The following is a 19946-nucleotide window of genomic DNA, read 5'->3' as shown; positions in this document are numbered from 1 at the left end:
AGTAGTCCTCCCTTACCAGACGTAGGCGAGGACTTCGCCGCCCACGCCCTGCTTGGCCGCCTGACGGTCGGTGAGCAGACCGGTCGACGTGGAAATGATCGCCACGCCGAGGCCGCCGAGGACCTTGGGCAGGTTGGTGGACTTCGCGTACACACGCAGACCCGGCTTCGAGACGCGACGCAAGCCCTGCAGGCTGCGCTCACGGCTGGGGCCGTACTTCAGATCGACGACGAGGGACTTGCCCACGGTCGCGTCCTCGGTGCGGTAATCGGCGATGTAACCCTCGCGCTTGAGGATCTCGGCGATGTTCACCTTGATCTTCGAGTGCGGAGCCTTCACCTGATCGTGGTACGCCGAGTTGGCGTTGCGCAGACGTGTCAAGAAGTCCGCGATCGGATCAGTCATGGTCATGGTTAGACCTCGACACCTTTCTCGCTGCGGTTCCCATGCAGCACCGGCGCGTTCGCACGCACCGGCCGTGGGCCTACAACAATTCGGCTGGTCCGGTCGGCACTTACCGACCGGATGAGTTCTCGTTACGAGCTCTCGGCGCCCGGGCCGTCCGCCCGCCCGCGCATCGCTGCGAGGCGTCGGCGGACACAGATGTGCCCGGGCAACCGCTCAAGTGTAGACAACCCCGTGGTCACGCCCAAATCGGGGGTCGATTGCCCAGTGCGCGAGCGCGGCGCGCCGGACAGCGCCGGACTGCACGCAGGCTACCGCGTCGACATCCGGTGCGGCACCGCCTGGCCAGAACTCGAATCCGGCGCATCGCCGAGACCCGGCACCTGGACCCGTGTCCCCATGAATCCTATTCGGCACCTTAGCTTTTGCGATCGTGAGCCTGGCTATCGATGTGGTAGCTTCGCGGGGTTCGTCGGATCCGTACGGGAGGCTCGGCAGTTGTATTCGCGCTCTTCGCGCCGTGAAACTCGCCGCAGCTCGACCAGCGTGTTCGCGGTCCTGCTCGGCGTCGGCGCACTGGTCATCGGCTCGCCTGGTCCCGCGACCGCCACTCCCCCCGATCCCTACCTCGATCAGCTCGCCGAGGCCGCGCACACCCCGGCTCTGAGCTGGGAGAACTGTTCGGACGGTTTCTTCTGCACCTGGGCGCAGGTGCCGCTCGATTACCACCGCACAGAGGATGCGCAGATCGAGCTGGCGGTGATCAAGCTGCCCGCCACCGACCCGGATCGCCGGATCGGCACCCTGTTCGTCAATTTCGGCGGGCCCGGCCCGTCCGGCGTCGATCGGCTCCGAGAGCGAGCGCGCTGGCCGTGGCTGTTCTCCGAGGAGTTGCGCGCCCGGTTCGATCTGGTCTCCTGGGACCCGCGATCGGTCTCGCGCAGCGCCGCCACCAGCTGTTTCCCTTCCCCTGACGAGCAGTCGGAATACTTCGCGACCTTCCCGGGTACACCGACCGACGCGGGCGACGAACCGGAGTTCTTCGCCCGATCCGCTGACATCGCCGCGCGCTGCGGCGAGCACGCGGGACCGATCCTGGCCCATGCCTCCACCGCCAACACCGCCCGCGACCTCGAGCTGCTGCGGCGCGCGGTGGGCGATGACGCGCTGACCTATCACGGCATCTCCTACGGCACCCAGCTCGGCGCCGTCTACGCCAACATGTTCCCCGGCCGGGTGCGGGCGATGGCCTTCGACGGCTCGATGGATTTCGCCGGCAATGTCGACGGGGACCTGCCCCTGGACACCAGGCAGGGCGTGGCCGACGCCATGGCCGAGACCTTCGAGACCTTCCTGCGCGACTGCGTTGCCGCCGGTCCGCGTTGCGCCTTCGCGGCGGGTGATCCGAAGCTCAAGTGGATCGCACTCGCCGGGCGGGCCCGGATCGCGCCCATCGTGGTCGACGGCGAATCGCTGACCTACCAGCAGATCGTCACCGCGGCGGGCAGCCTGGCACGCCCCGAGTTCTATCCCGACCTGGCCGTTTTGCTGCAGAAACTGTTCGACGCAAGCACCGGACTGCCGCCCGCCCTGGTTCCCGACGCCGTCTTCCCCGAGGAACCCAACGACAATCGCGTCGAGGCGTTCTACTCGATCCAGTGCGCCGACAGCACCGTCCCCACCGATCCCGCCGTCTACAGCCGGGTCGCCGCCACCGAGGACCTGCGCGTCCCCTGGTTCGGCCGCACCGCCGTCTTCAACGCCACCCCCTGCGCCTTCTGGCCCGCCACCGACGCCGACCGCTACACCGGCCCGTGGAATCGCCGGACCGCCGCGCCGATCCTGGTCCTGAACAGCAGATTCGACCCGGCCACTCCCCTGCACGGCGCCTACGCGGGCGCTGCCCAGCTGGCCGACGCCCGCGTAGTGGTGGTGGAGGGCGCCGGCCACAGCACGATGTACGTGGCCAGCACCTGCGCCGAGCGGGTCAAGCGCGACTACCTGTTCACCGGCGACCTGCCGGCCGAGGGCGTCGGCTGCGGCATCGACCGGTCACCCTTCGACTGATCACACGAACAGGCAGAGCAGGTCGTAGAGCGGAGGCTTCTCCACACTCCCGGTGGAGAACAGCAGCTGTGCGATCGGCGAGCAGATCAGATCCGTCTCCGACGACCCCGATCCACCCTGCGAGGAGCCGAGCTGCGACGAGCCGGATTCGGCGATGGGTGCGGCCACGACAGGCACGGGCGCGGCGGAGGCGACCGCGGGCGCTCCGAGAAGCGCACAGGACATGACTGCGGCGGTGACGATCTTCTTCATCCGCACAGCGAACACCACACCCCACCCACCGCGGAGTGAAATGCAAGCATTTCATCCAATCCTGTTCACACAGGAGCATATATGCGACAATACACATATGCCACTCAAGCGAACGATGGTCTACGCCGAAGCCGACGATCTCGCGGTCATCAAAGATGCCGCCACACGCTCGGAGTCGAGCGAAGCAGAGATCATCCGTGAGGCAATCCACCTTGCGGCGATGCGCTTGCGTCGACGTTCCGAGCCACTGCGACTACGTCGCTTCGCCAGCGGCGACCCCACCCTCGCCGCCCGAACCGAGGAGATTCTCGCCGAAGACGGCGCTGCGTGACCGGAACCGGCATCGTCATAGCGGACACCTCGGGCCTCATCGCAGCCTTCGACACCTCGGCGCCGGAAAGTGACGCGGCCTTCGCCGCGTTGGAACGGGCCGGTCTGGTCGTCCTGTCACCGCTCGCGTTCGCCGAACTCGATCACGTCGGCAGGCGCGAACTCGGACACGACCACGCCAGGTCCATGATCGAGGATCTCAGCGCACAAGCACGCACCGACGACTTCGAGATCGCCGCGACCACCCCCGACATTCTCGATCAAGCCAACGCGGTGCGCACCCTGCATCCCGGTCTGAACCTGGATCTGGCCGACGCCGTCTGCGTAGCACTCGCCGCCGAGTATGAGACCAACGCCATCCTGACGTTGGACCATCGCGACTTCCGCGCGCTGACGCCACTGACCGCGCATCGATCGTTCCGCATCCTGCCGGCCGACCTCTGAAACGCACGAAGACACGGACTTCCGTCGGAAGTCCGTGTCTTCGTGGGGTATTCGCCTAGGAAGCTGCGCTCACTCGGAGCGCGGGCTCACCAGGAGCTCTTGTGCACGCCCGGCAGCTCACCACGGTGGGCCATCTCGCGGACGCAGATGCGGCACAGGCCGAACTTGCGGTAGACCGCGTGCGGGCGACCGCAACGCTGGCAGCGGGTGTAGGCGCGGACCGCGAACTTCGGCTTGGCCTCGGCCTTGATGCGCAGTGCTTTCTTAGCCATGTGCTCAGTTCTCCTTGAACGGGAAGCCGAGGTGCTTCAGCAGCGCGCGGCCTTCTTCGTTGTTGGTCGCCGTGGTCACCACGGTGATGTCCATACCGCGCGGGCGGTCGATGGAATCCACGTCGATCTCGTGGAACATCGACTGCTCGCTGAGGCCGAACGTGTAGTTGCCGTTGCCGTCGAACTGCTTCGGCGACAGGCCGCGGAAGTCGCGGATACGCGGCAGCGCGATCGAGACCAGGCGGTCGAGGAACTCCCACATGCGGTCGCCACGAAGGGTGACCTTGGCACCGATCGGCATGCCCTCACGGAGCTTGAACTGCGCGATCGACTTGGTGGCCTTGCGGATCTCCGGCTTCTGGCCGGTGATCAGCTCGAGGTCCTTGACGGCACCGTTGATCAGCTTCGCGTCACGGGCGGCGTCGCCGACACCCATGTTGACGACGACCTTGACCACGCCCGGGATCTGCATCACGTTGGCGTAGTCGAACTCACTGTTCAGCGCGTCCTTGATCTCGGCGCGGTAGCGCGCCTTCAGCCGGGGCTGGTTGGCCTGCGCGGTGTTTTCTACGGTGGTCATGTCAGATGTCCTTCCCGTTCTTACGGGAGATCCGAACCCGCTTGCCGGTCTCTTCGTCGGTGCGGTAGCCGATACGAGTCGGGTTACCGTCGGAATCGACGACCATCACGTTCGAAACCTGGATGGGGGCTTCCTGGGTCACGATGCCACCCGAGGACGCGCCACGCTGGTTCGCGGAGTTCGCGACGTGCTTCTTGATGCGGTTCACGCCTTCGACGAGAACCTTGCCGGTCGCCGGGTAGGCCTGAATGACCTTGCCCTTGGCGCCCTTGTCCTTGCCCGAGATGACGAGGACGGTGTCACCCTTGTGCACCTTCATGGTCAGAGCACCTCCGGGGCCAGCGAAACGATCTTCATGAAGCGCTTGTCGCGCAGCTCACGGCCGACCGGGCCGAAGATGCGGGTGCCGCGAGGATCGTTGTCCGGCTTGATCAGCACGGCAGCGTTCTCGTCGAACTTGATGTAGGAACCGTCCGGACGGCGGCGCTCCTTGACGGTGCGCACGACGACAGCCTTGACGACGTCGCCCTTCTTGACGTTCGCGCCGGGGATGGCGTCCTTGACGGTGGCGACGATGATGTCACCGATACCGGCATAGCGACGCGACGAGCCACCGAGCACGCGGATGCAAAGGATTTCCTTCGCTCCGGTGTTGTCGGCGACGCGCAGTCGCGACTCCTGCTGAATCACTTCAGCACCTCCTGGACCTGGATGTATACGTACGCCGGATTGCCGACCCGACGCACATGGTCAGTCACCCTCCGGACGCGCGCCTGCCAGCGGTTTTTCACGACCACTGGGGGTTCACTGCCGGATTGCGGACGCAGAGCTCCCGCAGGCAACCGGTCTAGTGTAGGTGAACCCCCAGGTGGACCCAAATCGGGGTCACGTATCGCAGTTTTGAAGTGTATATGTTTCAAACCTGCGCCGACGTGCTCGCGCCGTTGCTACGGTCGCCCTGCTCGTCGAGGTACGAGCTGAGGAGGAGCACCACATGACCATCGCCCTGCCGACCCCCCGCCGAATCGCGACCGCCGTGAGCGCTCTGGCCGCCGCACTCGCCCTGGCCGCGCCGCACGCCACCGCGGGCCCGATCATCACCATGCTCACCGACACCCTCACCGTCGGCTGCACCTCCAAGATCGATGTCGTCGGCCTCGACGACTACGTCGGCGCGCGGGTGGACTTCGTCGCCAATGGCACCTTCTTCGCCAGCGACACCGTCGACCTCGAAGTCACCGTCGGCGGTACGACCGCCGCCAAGGCCACCGCCTACTACCACGTCGACACCGCGGCCGATGTACAGCTCTCCCTCCTGCTGCACGCCACCGGCGCGCCACTGATCACCAAGCGCGTCCCCACCGTCATCGGCCTCGTGAACGCGGGCAGCGGCCTGGCCTGCGACCTGGCGACCGGCAGCTCGGGAAGCTCCACCTGACACCGGATCAGCGCTGGTGCCGGCGTTGGGTACCTATTCGAACGGGAGGTCACCGGGCAGGGCGTCCACCTCCTTCAACACCACACGGTCAGCGGGGAACTCGCCGAACGACCCGTCCGGCCGCGAGCGCACGAAGGTCACCTCGATGTGCGTATCGGCGGACAATCCCTCGATCGCCGCCAACGAGATCTCGTGCCGCCGTCCGTCCGGACCGGCGACCGACCCGTGCAGCGATCCCCCGAACTCACGACGCCACTGCGCCAGCGACCGCGGCCCTGGCCGGTCCGGCATCGACTCCCGAACCGCCGCACCGTATTCCGACAGCACCGCGACCACCCGCAGTCGTGACATCAATCCCCCCGGTGATGATCGGCTGGTTGAGCCCGCGTCAACCGATCTGCTCACCATTGTGCCTGTTGCCGTCGAGCAGCCGCCCCGGCATCGTGACCAGCAACGCCCACCGAAGTGACAGGAGGTCAGGGATGCCCGACCAGCACACCGACACGAGCACGACGATCACCGGCGCGGCTCCCTCTGTCGCCGTCGCATTGCAGCGCGCGGCCGACATCGCCGCTGAACACGGGCGCAACTGGTTCGGCGTGGAAGACCTGCTGGCGGCATTGCTCACCGGCAGCACGACGCCGCTCCACGTGCATTGGCAGCGCCGAGGTCTCGCGGCGTTGTCGTTCACCGAACTCCGCGACTTCGCGACGTCGCTGGTACCCGTCGAGTCACCTCGACGGGACGGCACGCGCGAACCCGCGAAGGTCGCGTTCACCGCGAGCGGACCCCTCGAAGCCGAGTACACGGCGTTGGTAGAGCAGGCGTAGTACGCCACGTTCGGCACACCACGAGGTCCCGGGCGGCGGCACGATTTCGTACGGCCACTCGGGATATCGGCGTCGGCAGGGGTCAGGCCGACATCTCGGCCAGGTCCCACACCCCGTCGCCGTGCAGTTCCAGGCGCTTGGTGTGGTGCTGGTCGACGGTGCTGCGGTGGGCGACGCTGACCAGGATCGTGTCGGGCGCTTCGGTGCGGATCAGGCTGTAGAGCGCGTACTCGAGTCCCTCGTCCACCGCGGAGGTCGCCTCGTCGAGGAAAGCCGCCTTGGGCTTGATCAACAGGATGCGCGCGAACGCCACGCGCTGCTGCTCACCCGGGGACAGGATCTTGGCCCAGTCGGCCTCTTCGTCCAGGCGATCGACCAGGTGACCGAGCTGGACCTTGGTGAGCGCCTCGCGCAGGGCCTCGTCACCGAGGTCATCGGGCCGAGCCGGGTAGGCGACCGCGGTGCGCAGGTCGCCCAGCGGCAGGTACGGGATCTGCGACAGGAACAGGCTCTCGGTGTTGCCCGGCCTGCCGAACTCGCCGTCGATGAAGGGCCACATCTCGGCCAGCGCGCGCAGCAGCGTGGTCTTGCCGCTGCCGGAACGGCCCTTGACGACCAGCGCGTCGCCCGGATTCAGGCGCAGGTTCAGGTCGTCGATCAGCGCCGTGCCGTCCGGGGTGCGCACACCGACCTTGTCGAGCGAGACCGTGTCGGCGAGGTCGACCGTGGCGATCTTGGGCAGCTCGCGCGAGTGCTCGCTGGCGACCAGCAGGCCATCGAGTCGGATCAGCGAGGCACGGTAGGCGGCGAAGTCGTCGTAGGCCTCACGGAAGAACGACAGCGAGTCGTGGATCGCGCGGAACGCCGACGCGGTCTGCGTCATGCCACCGAGGGAGACCGATCCGTCGAAGAAGCGCGGCGCCTGGATGAGCAGCGGGAAGATCTCCGCGGTCTGGTTGACCGACAGGTTCCAGCCGAGGAACTTCACATTCCGGAAGACCAACTGCCAGTAGGTGCTGATCACCGCGGCGAATCGAACCAGCAGACCACGACGCTCCACGCCCTCGCCGTTGTAGAAGGCGACGTTCTCGGCGTTGTCGCGCAGGCGAACCAGCGCGTAGCGGAAGTTGGCCGTCACGCGTTCGTAGAGGAAGTTCAGGCGGATCAGCGGACGGCCGATCCAGAACGCGATGATGGTGGTGACAAGCACGAACATCAGCAGGATGAACATCATCGCCCGGGGGATCTCCACCCCGACCAGCGTCAGCGGACCGGACAGGTCCCACAGGATCTGGGTGAACGACACCACCGAGACGACCGCGCTCACCGCACCGATCGACAACGTCCGCGACGACTGCACGAAACTGGTGATGTCCATCTGGATACGCTGATCCGGGTTGTCGATGGTGTCATCGATGAAGCGGCCCCGGTAGTAAGCCCGGCCCTGCAGGTAATCGGTGGTGACGTGCTCGGTCAGCCACAGCCGCCACCGGATGTCGAACGCCTCGCCGAGGAAGAACGCCGTCAGCGCGCGCACCACGTGGATGGTCGCCAGGATGGCGAACAGCACGACCGCGTTCCAGAAGGCGGACTTGGCCTCCTCCAGCATGGCCGTATCGCCTTGCGAGAGAGCCGATCCACCGACCTGCAACGCGGTGTAGAGGTCATTGCCCTGATAGCTGAACAACACGTTCATCCGAACGGTGAACAGGGCCATCAGCAGCAGCACGCCGTAGAACGCGATGGTCTTCCACGCGTCCGGGCCCTTGAAGAATCCGCCACTGATGTGCCAGAACTGACGACCCCAGTGGGTGAACCGCAGCAGCAGCGCGACGATGACCGTGAATACGACCACGGTGATCGAGAAGGCGATCACGAGCCACTTCAGGGTTTCTACGACTTCATTCGCCCAGTCCCTAGATGTTTCCACCGAGCTCCTCATCACCTGCTGCGTGCCGAAATTCGGCGAAGTTTAACCCGGCGGCGGCCAGTTCGCCGGGCAGGCGCCACTTCACGCCTCACAGAGGTTAGCCTTAGCTGACTCGACCCTCTGGAGGAACATCATGACGCCTGTTCACACCGCACGGATGTGGCGACGCGCGGCGGTCGCCGTGCTGACGGGAGCACTCGCCGTCGGCCTCACCGCCTGCGGCTCGTCCGAGGACACCGAGGCGAGTGGCGAGCCGGTCACCATCACCCACGCCAAGGGCGAGACCACGGTGCACGGCACCCCGGACAAGATCGTCGCGCTGGGCAACCAGTGGCTCGACGCCACACTGGCGCTCGGCGTGACCCCGGTCGGCCACATCGACAATGTCGCGGCGATGTCCAAGTCCGCCCCACCATGGCACCCCGAGAACATCACCGAGTCGACGGCGCTCAGCACCACGGGCAATGTCGCCGAGCAGGTGGCCGCGCTCGAACCGGACCTGATCCTGGTCGATCCGTTCATGGCCGACCAGAAGACCTACGACGACCTGTCCAAGATCGCCCCGACCCTGCCCGCGCTCACCGCGGAGGCCGTGTCGCCGTGGCAGGACCAGGTCACCGCGCTGGGCAAGGTGCTGCGCAAGGACTCCGACGCGGACGCGGTGATCAAGCAGGTCGACGACAAGATCGCGGGCATCGCCGCGGCCAACCCCGGCCTGGCGGGCAAGACCTTCGCCAGTACCTGGCTGGCCAGCCCGTCGCAGCTGATGGTGCTCACCGATCCGAACGACGGTTCGGCCGAGGTCTTCACCCAGCTCGGCATGACCATCCCCGCCAACCTCACCGACCAACCGTCCAACCAGGGCCGCCTCGCCCTGTCCCCCGAACGCGTCGACGAACTCTCCGCCGACCTCCTGCTCGCCGGCTACTCCCCCGGCATGGACGAGAAGTACCGCCAACTCCCCGGCTACGCCAACCTGCCCGCCGTCGAGAAGGACGCGGTCGTGTTCATGACCACCCAGGAGATCAGCGCGGTCAACCAGCCCACCGCCCTCTCGGTCCCCTACATCCTCGACGAACTCGAGCCCTACCTGGTCGCCGCGGCGAAGTGATCTGACCCAGGCCCGGGGATACGCCCCGGGCCGGTCGGACTCGGGGCGTATCCCCGGGCCGTCGCGGCCGGTCCGCCGACGATCACCACGAAGCCGGGGCCTCGGGATCGGCGAACACCAGCCAGCCGGCCGTTGTCCAGCGGGCACGATCACCGGTGCGCACCAGCCCGTCGGTCCCGCCGCGATCGGGATCGCTCGGCGAGGTCTTCGCCAGCCCGATACCACCGACGAAGACCGCACCGGCCACGCCGGGGGCCGTCGGCCTGCCCGCGTGGTCGAGGACGAGGACGCGGGCGCCGGGCACCGGGCGGACCCGGCCGCTGCCGTCGAGCGGGCCACGTGCCACCGCGCCCGCGTAGCCGGGCACCGCGTAGCCGATGGTGCCGGTGACGTGGCCGGGTACCGCGATACGTAATCCGTCGCGGCTCAGCAGATCCCAGCGCTGGGGTGCGCCGTCGGCGGCCACGGCGGGCAGGTCGACCAGCCGCGCGGGGTTGCCCGGTTCGGTGCGCAGGTCGGCGACGTCGGCGACCACGTGGGTGGTGCGGGCCGACATCCCCGGGGCGAGGCCACGGGGGACGAGTTCGAGGGTCGCGCCGTCGGCCAGCGCCGCCAGCGCTTCCACCAGCAGTGCGATGGTGCCCGCTCCCGCGACGATCACACGGTTGTCGGCCATGCGGCAGGCCGGGTCCACTCGGCCCACCTGCCGGGACGCGGCCACCGCGCGCCGGTCGGCGACCGCGGCGACTATCGCATCGGGCTCGAACGACAGCAACGCACCGGCGGCGTCGATGATCTCGAGCGGCGCACCGGCGCCCTCGGCGGCGACGAACCGCTCTACGAGAGTGAGCAAGTCGTCGATCACGATGCTCGCGTGCACGACAGCGTGCGACACCTCCGGCCGCGCGACCGCCACGGGGGTCCGCGAGACTTCCGACTGCGAGCCGAGTGGTCCGCCACGGGCCCGATCGGTGGGATGCGTTGCGTGCGAGGCCAGTCGGTCACACAGGGTGCCGAAGTCGACAGTGTCGGCGCCGGCCCGAATCGCGGTGCGAGTGGGTGGGTAGGTGCGAGCCCGGCGGAGCAGGTCAGGAAGTGGGGAGACCTCGGAAACCTCCACCCCGCAAGACCATTCGTCGAGAACACGTCGACGTTCCTCGGGCGGCATCACGTCCAGGTCCGACAGCGGCAGGTCGGGAGTGTCGGCGAAAGCGTGGAGTACGCACAGCATTCGATGGGCGAACAGCTGCGCGGTCCCGCGGTGGTAGAGGTCGGCGTTGAGGGTGATCGAAGCAGCGAGACCATCGTCGCGCGTGCCGGCGAAGGCGAAGGCGAGGTCGTAGCGGGCGCCGTCGAGTTCGAAAGCCGTTGTGGTGGCGGCCTGTTCACCCCCGAAAGGCGGCGCGGCCCGGCGGTCGGTTTCGTCGAAGTGCAGTACCCCGGCGTATCGGTCGACGCCGGAGGTCAGGTCCGCGGCGACCGATACGCCGGTGCGGGCCAGCGAGGTCGCGCGGACCTGATCGAGTACGGCACGCAAGGACGGCGAGCCGGACAGGTCGGTGCGCGACAGCACTGTCTCGGCGGAAGGGCTGACCACAGCCGCCGCGCTCGCGTCGACCCGGCCTGCCACCACCGCGGCGAGCACAAGCTCGGTGCCGCCACCGAGCTTGTGGAGCAGGGTGAACGCGGCCGCCTGGTACAGCATGAACTCCGCCGCGCCGGCCGCTGTGGCGACATCACGCAAGCGGTTCCGCAGCGACGCGGGGATCGAGAAGCGGTCGATGTGCCCGTCTCCGCCGAGCCGATCCGGTCGCGGCAGGTCGGTGGCGGGACCGGTGCCCGCACGCAGACCAGCCAGCGCGCTACACCAGCGTTCGAGCTGGGCCGCCTCCTCGGCGGGGTCCGACCAGATTCCCTCGTACGGGCCCCTGTCGACCGTGCGAGCCCCAGCGACCGCCGCCTCGCGCCCGGAATCGATCAGGGTCTGCGGGGTTTTCCGACTCGAGGTCTGAACTCCGAACGACACGATACCCACGACCTGCCCTCATCGACTGCCTTTGGCAAGGCTACCCTATCTCAGGCACACGTCACGGCAAAACAGCCCTACTCAGGCCAGCCTTATCGCAATATGACACCGACCCGACGCTGCCGGTGCACGGCCATGCCAACCACGAGGCGACCTGGCTGGGTGGCCTGCGACGGCGCGACGACCCGCTCGATCGTCAAGACGCTCGAGTCCACGCACGCGCTGCCCAAGACCGCGATCAAGGCGCGCGCGGACGGGAAGTAGCGCCTCAGGGTCAGGGTCATCCCCCAGACCGACCCTGAAATACGCCCTGGTGACGACGCGCCGGGCCGTGATCGCGGGCACGCTGGACGACGACAGTCGCGGCGGTACCGCCCGAGCCGAATTCGTCGAAACGAGCGTCGAGTGTCCGTGATCGACGCAGTGCTGTGGGGCGCTGCCGTGGTGTTCGCGATGGTGCTGATCGCCGACCCTCGGGCGGCGCGGCGGGTGGCCCCGCTGGTGCTGGCGCTGCTCATCGTCGGGGCGCTGATGCAGTGGCTCGTCGAAGGCTTCCGCTGGCATCTGGTGCCGGTCCAGCTGTTGATCGCGCTGATGCTGGGGTTCGTCCTCACCGAGGGTGACACCGAACCGGCTCGGCGGCGGCTGGTCCCGCGCAGCGGCATCGGCGTGCTCGCCGCGGTGTCGGTCATTCCATGGGCTGTTCCCCCGGTCCCCGAGCTGCCGGAACCGACGGGCCGGTACGCGGTGGGGTCGGAGATTTTCCGTTGGGTCGACCAGTCACGCGCCGAACCGGCGACGGCAGCGGGCGATGACCGGCGCAATGTCGTTGTGCAGGCGTGGTATCCGGCCGATCAGCGCAGCCCTCGGCGGTGGGTGTATCTCGATGGGCACGGCCGGCTGCCGGCGCGGGTCGGCCAGCTGCCCGGATTCCTGCTGGCGGAGTACAGCGGCATCGACTCGCACGCGTCCGCGGATGTGCCTCTCGCGCGGGACCGGGCTCAGTGGCCGGTGGTCCTGTTCTCCCCCGGCTACGGCGCGCCCCGCGCCTTCTACACCGGGCTCGTCACCGACCTGGCGAGTCGCGGATTCATCGTTCTCGCCGTCGACCACCCCTACGAGTCGGGAGTCACCGAGCTCGCCGACGGCACGATCGCGACGACCGTCGGCCAGATCGCCGACGACGATCCCGACGGCACCCGCTTCATGACCGAGCATCTCGACACCCGGACCGCCGACCTGCGTTTCGTCCTCGACCAGCTCGGCCGCCCCGAGGTGCTCGGCCCACTCGCCGACCGCGTCGACCTCGGAAGCCTCACCGCCACCGGACATTCCCTCGGCGGCGCGGCCGCGCTCTCGACGCTGTCCGCCGACCCGAGACTCACCGCCGCCGCCAATATCGATGGCACCCTCTACGGCACACTGGCCGAACGCACGCTGGATCGCCCGGTGCTGCTACTGGAGAGCGACCGCTCCGAAACCGGGCACTCCCAGCACTATCTCGACGGAAACGGCGCACTGCTGGACCGCCTCGACGCTCCCGGCTTCCGCTACGAGGTCAGCCAGGCCGACCACTACAGCTTCACCGACGTTCCCCAGTTCCTGTCCACCCCGGCACGTTTCGTGATCACCGGCATCTTCGGCGGCTCCCGTGGTCCGGCCGCGACCCAGCGCGCCACCAACGACATCCTCGTCCCGTTCCTCACCGGCTCGCACAACGACATCCCCGCCGCGGCGGCGGCACACGACGGCATCAGCGGCGGCCCGATCCCGGGCTAGGACGCATTCGGGTGGCCGAGCGGATCCCGAGATCCGAGATCCAGAACTCCGCCCCGGCGGCCGGCGATTGGGCTGCGTCTTTTCGGGAATGACGTCGGTGTGAGCAAGGTCGCGCACCACGAGCCGGCCACCGTCTGTGAGGAGCACACCGTGTCGTTCACCGCCCTGCCGCCATCGGCCGCCTGGCGGCATCGCGAGGGTCGCACGGGGTTCGAAGTGGCGTACTTCCATCGGGACGAGCGCGGGGTCGTCGTGGAGGGCTGCGCGACCGCGGCCGAGGACGGGGTGCTGTGGGCGATCGACTACCGGCTGCGGCTCGACGGCAGCTGGCACACTCGGTCGGCGCGGATCATCGGGCGCTATCGCGAGGGGCGTCGGACGCTGAACGTTCAGTCCGACGGGCTCGGCCGCTGGCAGATCGACGGGAGCCCGGTGCCCGAACTCGACGGGTGCCTCGACATCGATCTGGAGGCCTCGGCGTTCACGAACGCGCTGCCGGTCCGCCGCCTCGACCTCACGGTCGGCGATGCCGCGGACGCGCCCGCGGTCTACATCCGCGCCGGCGACCTCACCGCGAACCGACTACCGCAGCACTATCGCCGCGTCGTCGACGGGGCCGGACAGCGCTACGACTACACCGCGCCCACCTTCGACTTCCACGCCACCTTGGAATACGACGAGTACGGTCTGGTCGTCGACTATCCCGGGCTTGCCGAGCGCACCGCCTGACCGACTTCCCCGACCTCGAGGAGGGGACGGCCGCGAACCCCGCGGCGCCCGCGCCGCCAATAGACACTGCGAGACTGTTTCCATGCGACGTAGGCAGCAGCCGCCGCTGCCGAAACGGCACGGCCTCGATCCCGCCCGGCTCCGGTTGCCCGAGGACGGGCAGTGGGCCACCGTGCGGGACCATCTCGTCGAGCGGTTGCCGCGGGTCGACCCGGCGCGGATCGAGGAGATGCTGCGGGCCGGTGAGATCGTCGATCTGGACGGACCGCTCGGACTGAACGCGCCCTATGTGCCCGGTGGGGCGGTGTGGTTCCACCGCGACCTGCCCGTCGAGCGAGAGGTGCCGTTCGAGATCGGCATCGTGCACCGCGACGACGATCTGCTGGTGGTGGACAAACCCCACTTCCTGGCGACGATCCCGCGCGGCCGCCACATCCTGCAGACCGCGTTGGTGCGCCTGCGCCGTGAACTCGACCTGCCCGACCTGATTCCGGCGCATCGGCTGGACCGGGTGACCGCCGGGCTGGTGCTGTTCGTGGTGAACCCGGCCCGGCGCGGGGCCTATCAGACGATGTTCCACCACCGGACCGTGCGCAAGGAGTACGAGGCCATCGCGCCTTACGACCCAGCCCTCGAGCTCCCGCGCGTCGTGCGCAGCCGAATCATCAAGGAGAAGCAGGTGCTGGCCGCCCGAGAGGTCGACGGCGAGCCCAATGCCGAGACCGAGGTGAGCCTGCTCGAGCACCGCGGCGGGCTCGGCCGCTACCGGCTGCGACCGCACACCGGGCGCACCCATCAACTGCGGTTGCACATGAACAGCCTCGGCGTGCCGATCCTCGGTGACGACTTCTATCCGGTCGTCACCGACAAATCCGTGGACGACTACACCCGGCCCCTGCAATTGCTGGCCGCCGCGCTGGAGTTCACCGACCCGATCAGCGGACAGCCACGACGGTTCGAGACCCGGCGGGCCCTGCAGGCGTGGACAGATCTGCCCGGCTGGTCCGGGTCTGCTGTCGACCAGCTCACAGCGCGGGGCGCCGCTGTCGATCTTGATGCGCCGCCGAGACGCCGGTGACGACCCACATCCGCCGTCGACGGTGGTGAACGGGCTGTTCACCGGGCCGTTTCCCTTTCGTGATCCTTCCGTACACTCGGTCGGGTGCTCGCCTCCGTCCCCGTCGCCGCCGCCCGGCCCAAGCTGCACGCTTACCTCGATATCGCGGTGGTCGTCGTCGTGCTGGCCGGGACGAATCTGATCGCGCACTTCACCACCGCCTGGGCCAGCATCCTCACCGTGCCCGTCGCGGCCGTCGCCCTGCTGGTGCTCATGCGCAAGCGCGGACTCGGCTGGGCCGAACTCGGCCTCTCGCCTCGGCACTGGCGGCGCGGCACGATCTACGCGCTCGGCGCGGTCGCCATCGTGCTCACCGCGGTCGCCATCGGCGCGCTGCTGCCGATCACCCGGCCGTTCTTCCTGGCCGATCGCTACGCCACCATCTCCGGCGCGCTGATCGCGTCGATGATCGTCATCCCGCTGCAGACCGTCATCCCCGAGGAGCTGGCCTTCCGGGGCGTCCTGCACGGCACGCTCGACCGGGTGGTCGGCGTGCGTGGGCTGTTCGCCGCGGGCTCGCTGCTGTTCGGGCTCTGGCACATCGCCTCGTCGATGGGGTTGACCAGCGGCAACAAGGGTTTGCTCGAGATCTTCGGCGGTGGGCTGCTCGGCCAGATCGTCGGCATCGCCCTCGCCGTCGCCGCGACCGCGGTGGCCGGGGTGGTGTTCACCTGGCTGCGCAGGCGCAGTGGGAGTCTGTTGGCGCCGATCGCGCTGCACTGGTCGCTCAACGGCGCGGGCGCGCTCGCGGCGGCCATCGTCTGGCACACCGCGCTGGGCTGATTCTCAGTCCGGCAGTGTCGTGTCGGTCGCGCGAACCGCGGTGAACAAGCCCGTGCACACCTCGACGAGTTGCGCGGGGTCGTGGGTGCGGTTGTCGAGCAGCCAGTCGACCAGCAGGTGGTTCACGCCGCCGACGAGTGCGATACAGGTCAGCCGTTCGCGCTCCGACAGCGGCCGCGCTCGCGCCGAGGACCACAGACCCGCCACCAGTTCCGCGTAGTCGCGCAGTACCGCGTGCCTGCGCTGCTCCATCGCCGCCGACACCCCGACCACTTCGACCAGGACGACTCGCGCGCGACGCGGGTCCTCGGAGAGGTAGCCGATGAACGCGGCCAGACCGGCGCCGATCACCGCGTCCAGGTGCGGACCCGCCGCGCGCAGCGCGGTCAACGTCCGCTCCCTGGTTCGATCGGTCAGGTCGTCGTAGAGAGCGGCCAGGCAGGACTCACGGTCGCGGAACGATTCGTAGAAATAGCGTTCGGTGAGCCCGGCGAGCCCGCACAACTGTTTCACCGATCCGGCGACATAGCCCTGGGTACCGAACAGTTCGAGTGCCGCGTCCAGCAACGCGGTTCGGCGCTGCTCGACCCGTTCGGCCGTAGTGCGCCCCGAGTACCGCCGACCCGCCGGACGCTCGGCGGAGTGCGCGTCCATCGAACCCTGTCCTTCTGTACGACTGCGTGGAATACTGAGCAACAATTTTGACATGATGACATGTCAGAAATGACATTTCCGCTGGATCGAAAGGCTTTGCCGATGAAACGCACCCATGCCGGACTGGTCGTCGCCATCACCGGCGGCGCCGCGGGCATCGGCCGCGAGACCGCGCGCCAGTTCGCGCTGACGGGCGCGCGGGTCTGCATCGGCGACCTGTCCGGCACCGCGGCTCGCGCCGCCGCCGCCGAGCTTCCCGGCACCGTGCACGGCTGTGAACTCGACGTCACCGACGAGCGCTCCTTCCACGATTTCCTCGCCACCACCGAGGCGCTACTCGGGCCGATCGACGTGCTGGTCAACAACGCCGGCGTGATGTGGGTCGGCGCGTTCGACAGCGAACCCGACACCGCGACCAGCCGGATGCTCGCGGTGAACCTGCACGGGGTGATCCGCGGGGTGCGCCTGGCCGCACCGGCGATGCGCACCCGCAGGCGCGGGCACATCGTCACCATCGCCTCCGCGGCTTCGCGTCTCTCCCCACCCGGCGAGGCCACCTACGCCGCGACCAAGCACGGCGTGCTCGGCTATCTCACCGGCGTCCGGGAGGAACTGCGCGGCAGTGGGGTTCGACTATCGGTGATCATGCCCAGCGTCGTCGACACCGAGTTGGCCGCCGGAACCGCAACGGGCGCGGCGAAACTTCTCCAGCCCGCCGACGTGGCGAGTGCGGTGCTCGCGGTGGTCGAGCGGCCGCGATTCGAGGTTTCGCTGCCCGGATATGTCGGTCCCCTCGTACATCTGGCCGGACTACTGCCGCAGTGGTTGCGCGACATCGTGCTACGGCGGGCGGTACCGAATCAGGTGGCCGCCACCTCCGGGTCGTCCGCACGGACCCACTACGAAATGCGCGCCCTGCGAGACGATCCCGAGTCGCCGTCGTAACGACAGCACCAGCACCTCGCCACCTACGGCACACGTCGAGGTCGCCGCGCCGGCCGATCGCCGGGGCGCGACGCCGGACAGATGATCACCAGGCACGCAGGCGAGCATCGGCCGCGCGGCGAACGCCACCGCGCCGGGTGATCGCCTGGCCAGACCCGGGCACGGCACGCCGGGTGGTGCGCGCGAATCGGGCTGGTGTCGTTGACCGGGGCTCGGACGGCGTTTACGCTCTCTGGCAATCACACATATGTTCGATAGTCCATATGTTCGAGTGACCGGAAGGCGCGAGATGTCCGACGATCGGTCGATCGTGAATGCCGTCAGCCCGGTGGACACCGAGATCACCGCACTCGAGCGGCAGGTGGCGACGGCTCGCGGCAAGCTGCCACTGCAACACGACACCGCGCTGTACGACGCGCTCTCCGATGCCGAGATCCGGGCCGAACGCGAGCTCGCGGAGTGGATTCGCGCGCAACGGCGTAAACAGCGGCGCCGCGCCGTCGTCGACGAACTCGCCGCCGATCGGCGCGACCGGCGCACCGGCACGCAGATCCGGCGCACCGACGAGGCCGACGCGCGCTGGCATCGCAAGGCGCTGGCCGCGCGGCGTCGCGTCTCCAGTCCGGATGCTCGCCTGGCCCAGCTGTATCGGCGGGCCGAGTGGTCCTCGCGCGCGCTGATCGGCGTCGTCGTCCTCGGAATGCTGTGGGCGGGCGTGAACGTCCAGCGCAACCTGGTGCCCAGCGGCGACATGAGTGACCCGCTCTACTGGCTCAGCTACGGCATCGAAGCGATGATCTCCATTCCGATCATCATCATCATGATCGCCGCCACCACCGCAGCCCGCTGGGGCCGCGAACTCGAGCGCGGCAAGGTCGTCCTGTTCGAACTGGCGTTGCTCGGCACCACCGTCGCCCTCAACGCGGGCCCCCACCTCGCCAGCGGATCCTATGGCCGCGCGGCCGAATACGCGATCGCCCCGGTCATGGTCGGCGTGGTGATCTGGTTGCACGCCTGGGTGGCGGCGCGCTACGCGATGCTGATCGAGGCCGCCTCGGTGGAGTTGCCCGTCGACACGGCGAATTACTCCCCCGCCGAGCGTGTGGCATCGACCGATGACCATGATTCCGTCACGCCCGCCGGATCACCTGAGCGTGAACTCATGGCCCCCACCACGCGGACCGCACAGCGTACTGCCGTGACGCACTCCGCGTCGATGGCCCGCCACGAGGCCGCCGCCCCGACTGAGCCGACCGCCGAACGCGGCATCGCCGCAGACGTTGTCGACGATGCACGCCAGTCCACCGACCCGATCTCCGACGAAGCGACAGGCGCTGAGGAGCGGATGAACGACACCGGCGCAGGCGTCGAGTCCGGCGCTCCGCTCGCCGGGATGACGGAGCGGGTTAGCGCGAATCCGCTGATGAAGGAAGGCTCAGCGGCTACGCCGGACGCCACGGACCTGATCCGCGCATCCGCCGCTGACCACACCCGCACACCCGATGTGATCCGCCCGTCGGCGGACAAGTCGATCGCCCCTGGCACGCTCGAACTGATCCACAAGGCCGCGGCCGACCACCGCCGCAACGGCGCCGAGCACGCCAGACGCGCCGACGGCGCCGCCCCGACCCGGCGCCGAATACCGGTCACCGCCGCCGCGCAGTCCACCACGGGCGACGCGACCGGCACCGACCCGGTTCCCGAGGCGACGGCGCACGCCGACACCGTCGCCCGTGACCCCAACGGCGACACCACCGCACCTCAGCCGGCGGCCACCACCGCACCACCGGTCGCACCGCCCGAACAGCTCACCCTCACCACCGAGCTGGAGGAGCCCACCGAGGTGCCCGCTCCGCACACCGATCGCGGCGTCACCGGCCCACGAACCCCCGAGTCCCCCGCCGCCGACCGCGAGGTCGACGCACCGGCACCCACCATCCCGGACCCGGCCGACGACAGCGAATCGCCGGAAAACCTAGACACCCCCGCCGACGACTTCCACTACGACGACACCGAAGTCCGCGCTCTGGCTCGCCAGATCGCCCACCGCAGCCCCCTGCGCCTCACCCTCGACCAGATCGAGGAGATCCTCGAACTCACCGACCAATCCTGGTCGGCCCCCAGCATCGGCGCCGAAGTCGGTGTCTCCGGCAACACCGTCACCAACATCGTCGAATTCGCCCGCAAGATCCGCCACCCTTACGCCTTCACCGGCTGAGGTGCCTTCACCGGCTGAGGTGCCGGAGACAACAGA

Annotated in this window: 23 protein-coding genes; 13 read left to right on the top strand and 10 right to left on the bottom strand. The window is 68.5% G+C overall.

Annotated features, from left to right (window positions below; all coding sequences use genetic code 11):
• Positions 1 to 12 precede the first annotated feature (12 nt).
• Positions 13 to 411: a 30S ribosomal protein S8 gene (rpsH, locus tag BOX37_RS03910; RefSeq protein ID WP_071926435.1), complete on the bottom strand. Its 399-nt coding sequence runs from the start codon at positions 409 to 411 to the stop codon at positions 13 to 15.
• A 492-nt stretch (positions 412 to 903) separates the two neighbouring features.
• Between rpsH and BOX37_RS03905 the strand changes: the two genes are divergently transcribed.
• Entirely contained in the window at positions 904 to 2472 is a 1569-nt protein-coding gene (locus tag BOX37_RS03905) for an alpha/beta hydrolase (RefSeq protein WP_240505198.1), read from the top strand.
• Here BOX37_RS03905 and BOX37_RS03900 read toward each other — a convergent pair whose 3' ends face one another.
• Positions 2473 to 2742, bottom strand: coding sequence for a hypothetical protein (locus tag BOX37_RS03900; protein ID WP_156910255.1), 270 nt, complete (start codon positions 2740 to 2742; stop codon positions 2473 to 2475).
• Positions 2743 to 2821: 79 nt separating this feature from the next.
• Between BOX37_RS03900 and BOX37_RS34820 the strand changes: the two genes are divergently transcribed.
• On the top strand, positions 2822 to 3055 hold the full coding sequence (locus BOX37_RS34820; protein WP_071926432.1) for a hypothetical protein: 234 nt from the start codon (positions 2822 to 2824) through the stop codon (positions 3053 to 3055).
• Positions 3052 to 3498 carry a PIN domain-containing protein gene (locus BOX37_RS03890; RefSeq protein ID WP_240505197.1) on the top strand — a complete coding sequence of 149 codons (447 nt, stop codon included), beginning with the start codon at positions 3052 to 3054 and terminating at the stop codon, positions 3496 to 3498. Before BOX37_RS34820 ends, BOX37_RS03890 begins: the two co-directional genes overlap by 4 nt.
• Before the next feature lie 86 nt (positions 3499 to 3584).
• On the opposite strand, the gene BOX37_RS03885 is transcribed toward BOX37_RS03890, so the two are convergent.
• Genes BOX37_RS03885 through rplN form a run of 4 tightly spaced genes read right to left on the bottom strand, consistent with a single transcriptional unit; the run spans position 3585 to position 5040 of the window.
• Positions 3585 to 3770 (bottom strand): type Z 30S ribosomal protein S14, encoded by a 186-nt coding sequence (locus tag BOX37_RS03885; protein WP_056818387.1) that lies wholly within the window; start codon positions 3768 to 3770, stop codon positions 3585 to 3587.
• Between the two features lie 4 nt (positions 3771 to 3774).
• The gene (gene rplE, locus BOX37_RS03880; RefSeq protein WP_071926431.1) at positions 3775 to 4350 is read right to left on the bottom strand and encodes a 50S ribosomal protein L5; all 576 of its coding nucleotides are present in this window, start codon (positions 4348 to 4350) and stop codon (positions 3775 to 3777) included.
• 1 nt (position 4351) lies between these two features.
• Positions 4352 to 4669: a 50S ribosomal protein L24 gene (gene rplX, locus BOX37_RS03875; RefSeq protein WP_071926430.1), complete on the bottom strand. Its 318-nt coding sequence runs from the start codon at positions 4667 to 4669 to the stop codon at positions 4352 to 4354.
• 2 nt (positions 4670 to 4671) lie between these two features.
• Positions 4672 to 5040, bottom strand: coding sequence for a 50S ribosomal protein L14 (rplN, locus tag BOX37_RS03870; protein ID WP_043647623.1), 369 nt, complete (start codon positions 5038 to 5040; stop codon positions 4672 to 4674).
• 304 nt (positions 5041 to 5344) lie between these two features.
• On the opposite strand from rplN, the gene BOX37_RS03865 reads away from it, so the two are divergent.
• Positions 5345 to 5788 carry a hypothetical protein gene (locus tag BOX37_RS03865; RefSeq protein WP_071926429.1) on the top strand — a complete coding sequence of 148 codons (444 nt, stop codon included), beginning with the start codon at positions 5345 to 5347 and terminating at the stop codon, positions 5786 to 5788.
• Positions 5789 to 5821: 33 nt separating this feature from the next.
• Here the strand turns inward: BOX37_RS03865 and BOX37_RS03860 are convergent, their stop codons facing one another.
• Positions 5822 to 6139 (bottom strand): hypothetical protein, encoded by a 318-nt coding sequence (locus tag BOX37_RS03860; RefSeq protein WP_071926428.1) that lies wholly within the window; start codon positions 6137 to 6139, stop codon positions 5822 to 5824.
• 131 nt (positions 6140 to 6270) lie between these two features.
• Here BOX37_RS03860 and BOX37_RS03855 point away from each other — a divergent pair, with 131 nt between their 5' ends.
• Positions 6271 to 6618 (top strand): hypothetical protein, encoded by a 348-nt coding sequence (locus BOX37_RS03855; protein ID WP_071926427.1) that lies wholly within the window; start codon positions 6271 to 6273, stop codon positions 6616 to 6618.
• Positions 6619 to 6700: 82 nt separating this feature from the next.
• On the opposite strand, the gene BOX37_RS03850 is transcribed toward BOX37_RS03855, so the two are convergent.
• Positions 6701 to 8560, bottom strand: coding sequence for an ABC transporter ATP-binding protein/permease (locus BOX37_RS03850; RefSeq protein ID WP_071926426.1), 1860 nt, complete (start codon positions 8558 to 8560; stop codon positions 6701 to 6703).
• A gap of 121 nt (positions 8561 to 8681) precedes the next feature.
• Here BOX37_RS03850 and BOX37_RS03845 point away from each other — a divergent pair, with 121 nt between their 5' ends.
• Positions 8682 to 9659 (top strand): ABC transporter substrate-binding protein, encoded by a 978-nt coding sequence (locus tag BOX37_RS03845; protein ID WP_071926425.1) that lies wholly within the window; start codon positions 8682 to 8684, stop codon positions 9657 to 9659.
• An 82-nt stretch (positions 9660 to 9741) separates the two neighbouring features.
• Here BOX37_RS03845 and BOX37_RS03840 read toward each other — a convergent pair whose 3' ends face one another.
• Positions 9742 to 11694 carry an AMP-binding protein gene (locus BOX37_RS03840; protein ID WP_071926424.1) on the bottom strand — a complete coding sequence of 651 codons (1953 nt, stop codon included), beginning with the start codon at positions 11692 to 11694 and terminating at the stop codon, positions 9742 to 9744.
• Positions 11695 to 11820: 126 nt separating this feature from the next.
• On the opposite strand from BOX37_RS03840, the gene BOX37_RS35715 reads away from it, so the two are divergent.
• The 5 genes from BOX37_RS35715 to BOX37_RS03820 all read left to right on the top strand — a co-directional run bounded on the left by BOX37_RS35715 (position 11821) and on the right by BOX37_RS03820 (position 16093).
• The gene (locus BOX37_RS35715; RefSeq protein WP_276207231.1) at positions 11821 to 11949 is read left to right on the top strand and encodes a hypothetical protein; all 129 of its coding nucleotides are present in this window, start codon (positions 11821 to 11823) and stop codon (positions 11947 to 11949) included.
• A gap of 141 nt (positions 11950 to 12090) precedes the next feature.
• Positions 12091 to 13464, top strand: coding sequence for an alpha/beta hydrolase family protein (locus BOX37_RS03835; RefSeq protein WP_071926423.1), 1374 nt, complete (start codon positions 12091 to 12093; stop codon positions 13462 to 13464).
• Between the two features lie 99 nt (positions 13465 to 13563).
• Positions 13564 to 14193 carry a putative glycolipid-binding domain-containing protein gene (locus BOX37_RS03830; protein ID WP_240505196.1) on the top strand — a complete coding sequence of 210 codons (630 nt, stop codon included), beginning with the start codon at positions 13564 to 13566 and terminating at the stop codon, positions 14191 to 14193.
• 82 nt (positions 14194 to 14275) lie between these two features.
• On the top strand, positions 14276 to 15271 hold the full coding sequence (locus BOX37_RS03825) for an RluA family pseudouridine synthase (protein ID WP_240505195.1): 996 nt from the start codon (positions 14276 to 14278) through the stop codon (positions 15269 to 15271).
• 84 nt (positions 15272 to 15355) lie between these two features.
• Positions 15356 to 16093 carry a CPBP family intramembrane glutamic endopeptidase gene (locus BOX37_RS03820; protein WP_071926422.1) on the top strand — a complete coding sequence of 246 codons (738 nt, stop codon included), beginning with the start codon at positions 15356 to 15358 and terminating at the stop codon, positions 16091 to 16093.
• A gap of 3 nt (positions 16094 to 16096) precedes the next feature.
• Here the strand turns inward: BOX37_RS03820 and BOX37_RS03815 are convergent, their stop codons facing one another.
• The gene (locus tag BOX37_RS03815) at positions 16097 to 16747 is read right to left on the bottom strand and encodes a TetR/AcrR family transcriptional regulator (RefSeq protein ID WP_071926421.1); all 651 of its coding nucleotides are present in this window, start codon (positions 16745 to 16747) and stop codon (positions 16097 to 16099) included.
• A 102-nt stretch (positions 16748 to 16849) separates the two neighbouring features.
• Here BOX37_RS03815 and BOX37_RS03810 point away from each other — a divergent pair, with 102 nt between their 5' ends.
• Positions 16850 to 17692: an SDR family oxidoreductase gene (locus BOX37_RS03810; RefSeq protein ID WP_071926420.1), complete on the top strand. Its 843-nt coding sequence runs from the start codon at positions 16850 to 16852 to the stop codon at positions 17690 to 17692.
• Positions 17693 to 17981: 289 nt separating this feature from the next.
• Complete coding sequence (locus BOX37_RS03805; protein WP_071926419.1) at positions 17982 to 19910, top strand: hypothetical protein; 1929 nt, start codon at positions 17982 to 17984, stop codon at positions 19908 to 19910.
• Positions 19911 to 19946 lie beyond the last annotated feature (36 nt).

It is taken from the genome of Nocardia mangyaensis, from assembly GCF_001886715.1.
Taxonomy (GTDB): domain Bacteria; phylum Actinomycetota; class Actinomycetes; order Mycobacteriales; family Mycobacteriaceae; genus Nocardia; species Nocardia mangyaensis.
This window is presented reverse-complemented; position numbering and strand designations above follow the sequence as displayed.

Excerpts from the sequence above, each read along its gene's own strand:
- rpsH (WP_071926435.1), bottom strand. The coding sequence starts at position 411 with ATGACCATGACTGATCCGATCGCGGACTTCTTGACACGTCTGCGCAAC.
- BOX37_RS34820 (WP_071926432.1), top strand. The coding sequence starts at position 2,822 with ATGCCACTCAAGCGAACGATGGTCTACGCCGAAGCCGACGATCTCGCG.
- BOX37_RS03885 (WP_056818387.1), bottom strand. The coding sequence starts at position 3,770 with ATGGCTAAGAAAGCACTGCGCATCAAGGCCGAGGCCAAGCCGAAGTTC.
- rplE (WP_071926431.1), bottom strand. The coding sequence starts at position 4,350 with ATGACCACCGTAGAAAACACCGCGCAGGCCAACCAGCCCCGGCTGAAG.
- rplX (WP_071926430.1), bottom strand. The coding sequence starts at position 4,669 with ATGAAGGTGCACAAGGGTGACACCGTCCTCGTCATCTCGGGCAAGGAC.
- BOX37_RS03865 (WP_071926429.1), top strand. The coding sequence starts at position 5,345 with ATGACCATCGCCCTGCCGACCCCCCGCCGAATCGCGACCGCCGTGAGC.
- BOX37_RS03860 (WP_071926428.1), bottom strand. The coding sequence starts at position 6,139 with ATGTCACGACTGCGGGTGGTCGCGGTGCTGTCGGAATACGGTGCGGCG.
- BOX37_RS03855 (WP_071926427.1), top strand. The coding sequence starts at position 6,271 with ATGCCCGACCAGCACACCGACACGAGCACGACGATCACCGGCGCGGCT.
- BOX37_RS03850 (WP_071926426.1), bottom strand. The coding sequence starts at position 8,560 with ATGAGGAGCTCGGTGGAAACATCTAGGGACTGGGCGAATGAAGTCGTA.
- BOX37_RS03845 (WP_071926425.1), top strand. The coding sequence starts at position 8,682 with ATGACGCCTGTTCACACCGCACGGATGTGGCGACGCGCGGCGGTCGCC.
- BOX37_RS35715 (WP_276207231.1), top strand. The coding sequence starts at position 11,821 with ATGCCAACCACGAGGCGACCTGGCTGGGTGGCCTGCGACGGCGCGACG.
- BOX37_RS03825 (WP_240505195.1), top strand. The coding sequence starts at position 14,276 with ATGCGACGTAGGCAGCAGCCGCCGCTGCCGAAACGGCACGGCCTCGAT.
- BOX37_RS03815 (WP_071926421.1), bottom strand. The coding sequence starts at position 16,747 with ATGGACGCGCACTCCGCCGAGCGTCCGGCGGGTCGGCGGTACTCGGGG.
- BOX37_RS03810 (WP_071926420.1), top strand. The coding sequence starts at position 16,850 with ATGAAACGCACCCATGCCGGACTGGTCGTCGCCATCACCGGCGGCGCC.
- BOX37_RS03805 (WP_071926419.1), top strand. The coding sequence starts at position 17,982 with ATGTCCGACGATCGGTCGATCGTGAATGCCGTCAGCCCGGTGGACACC.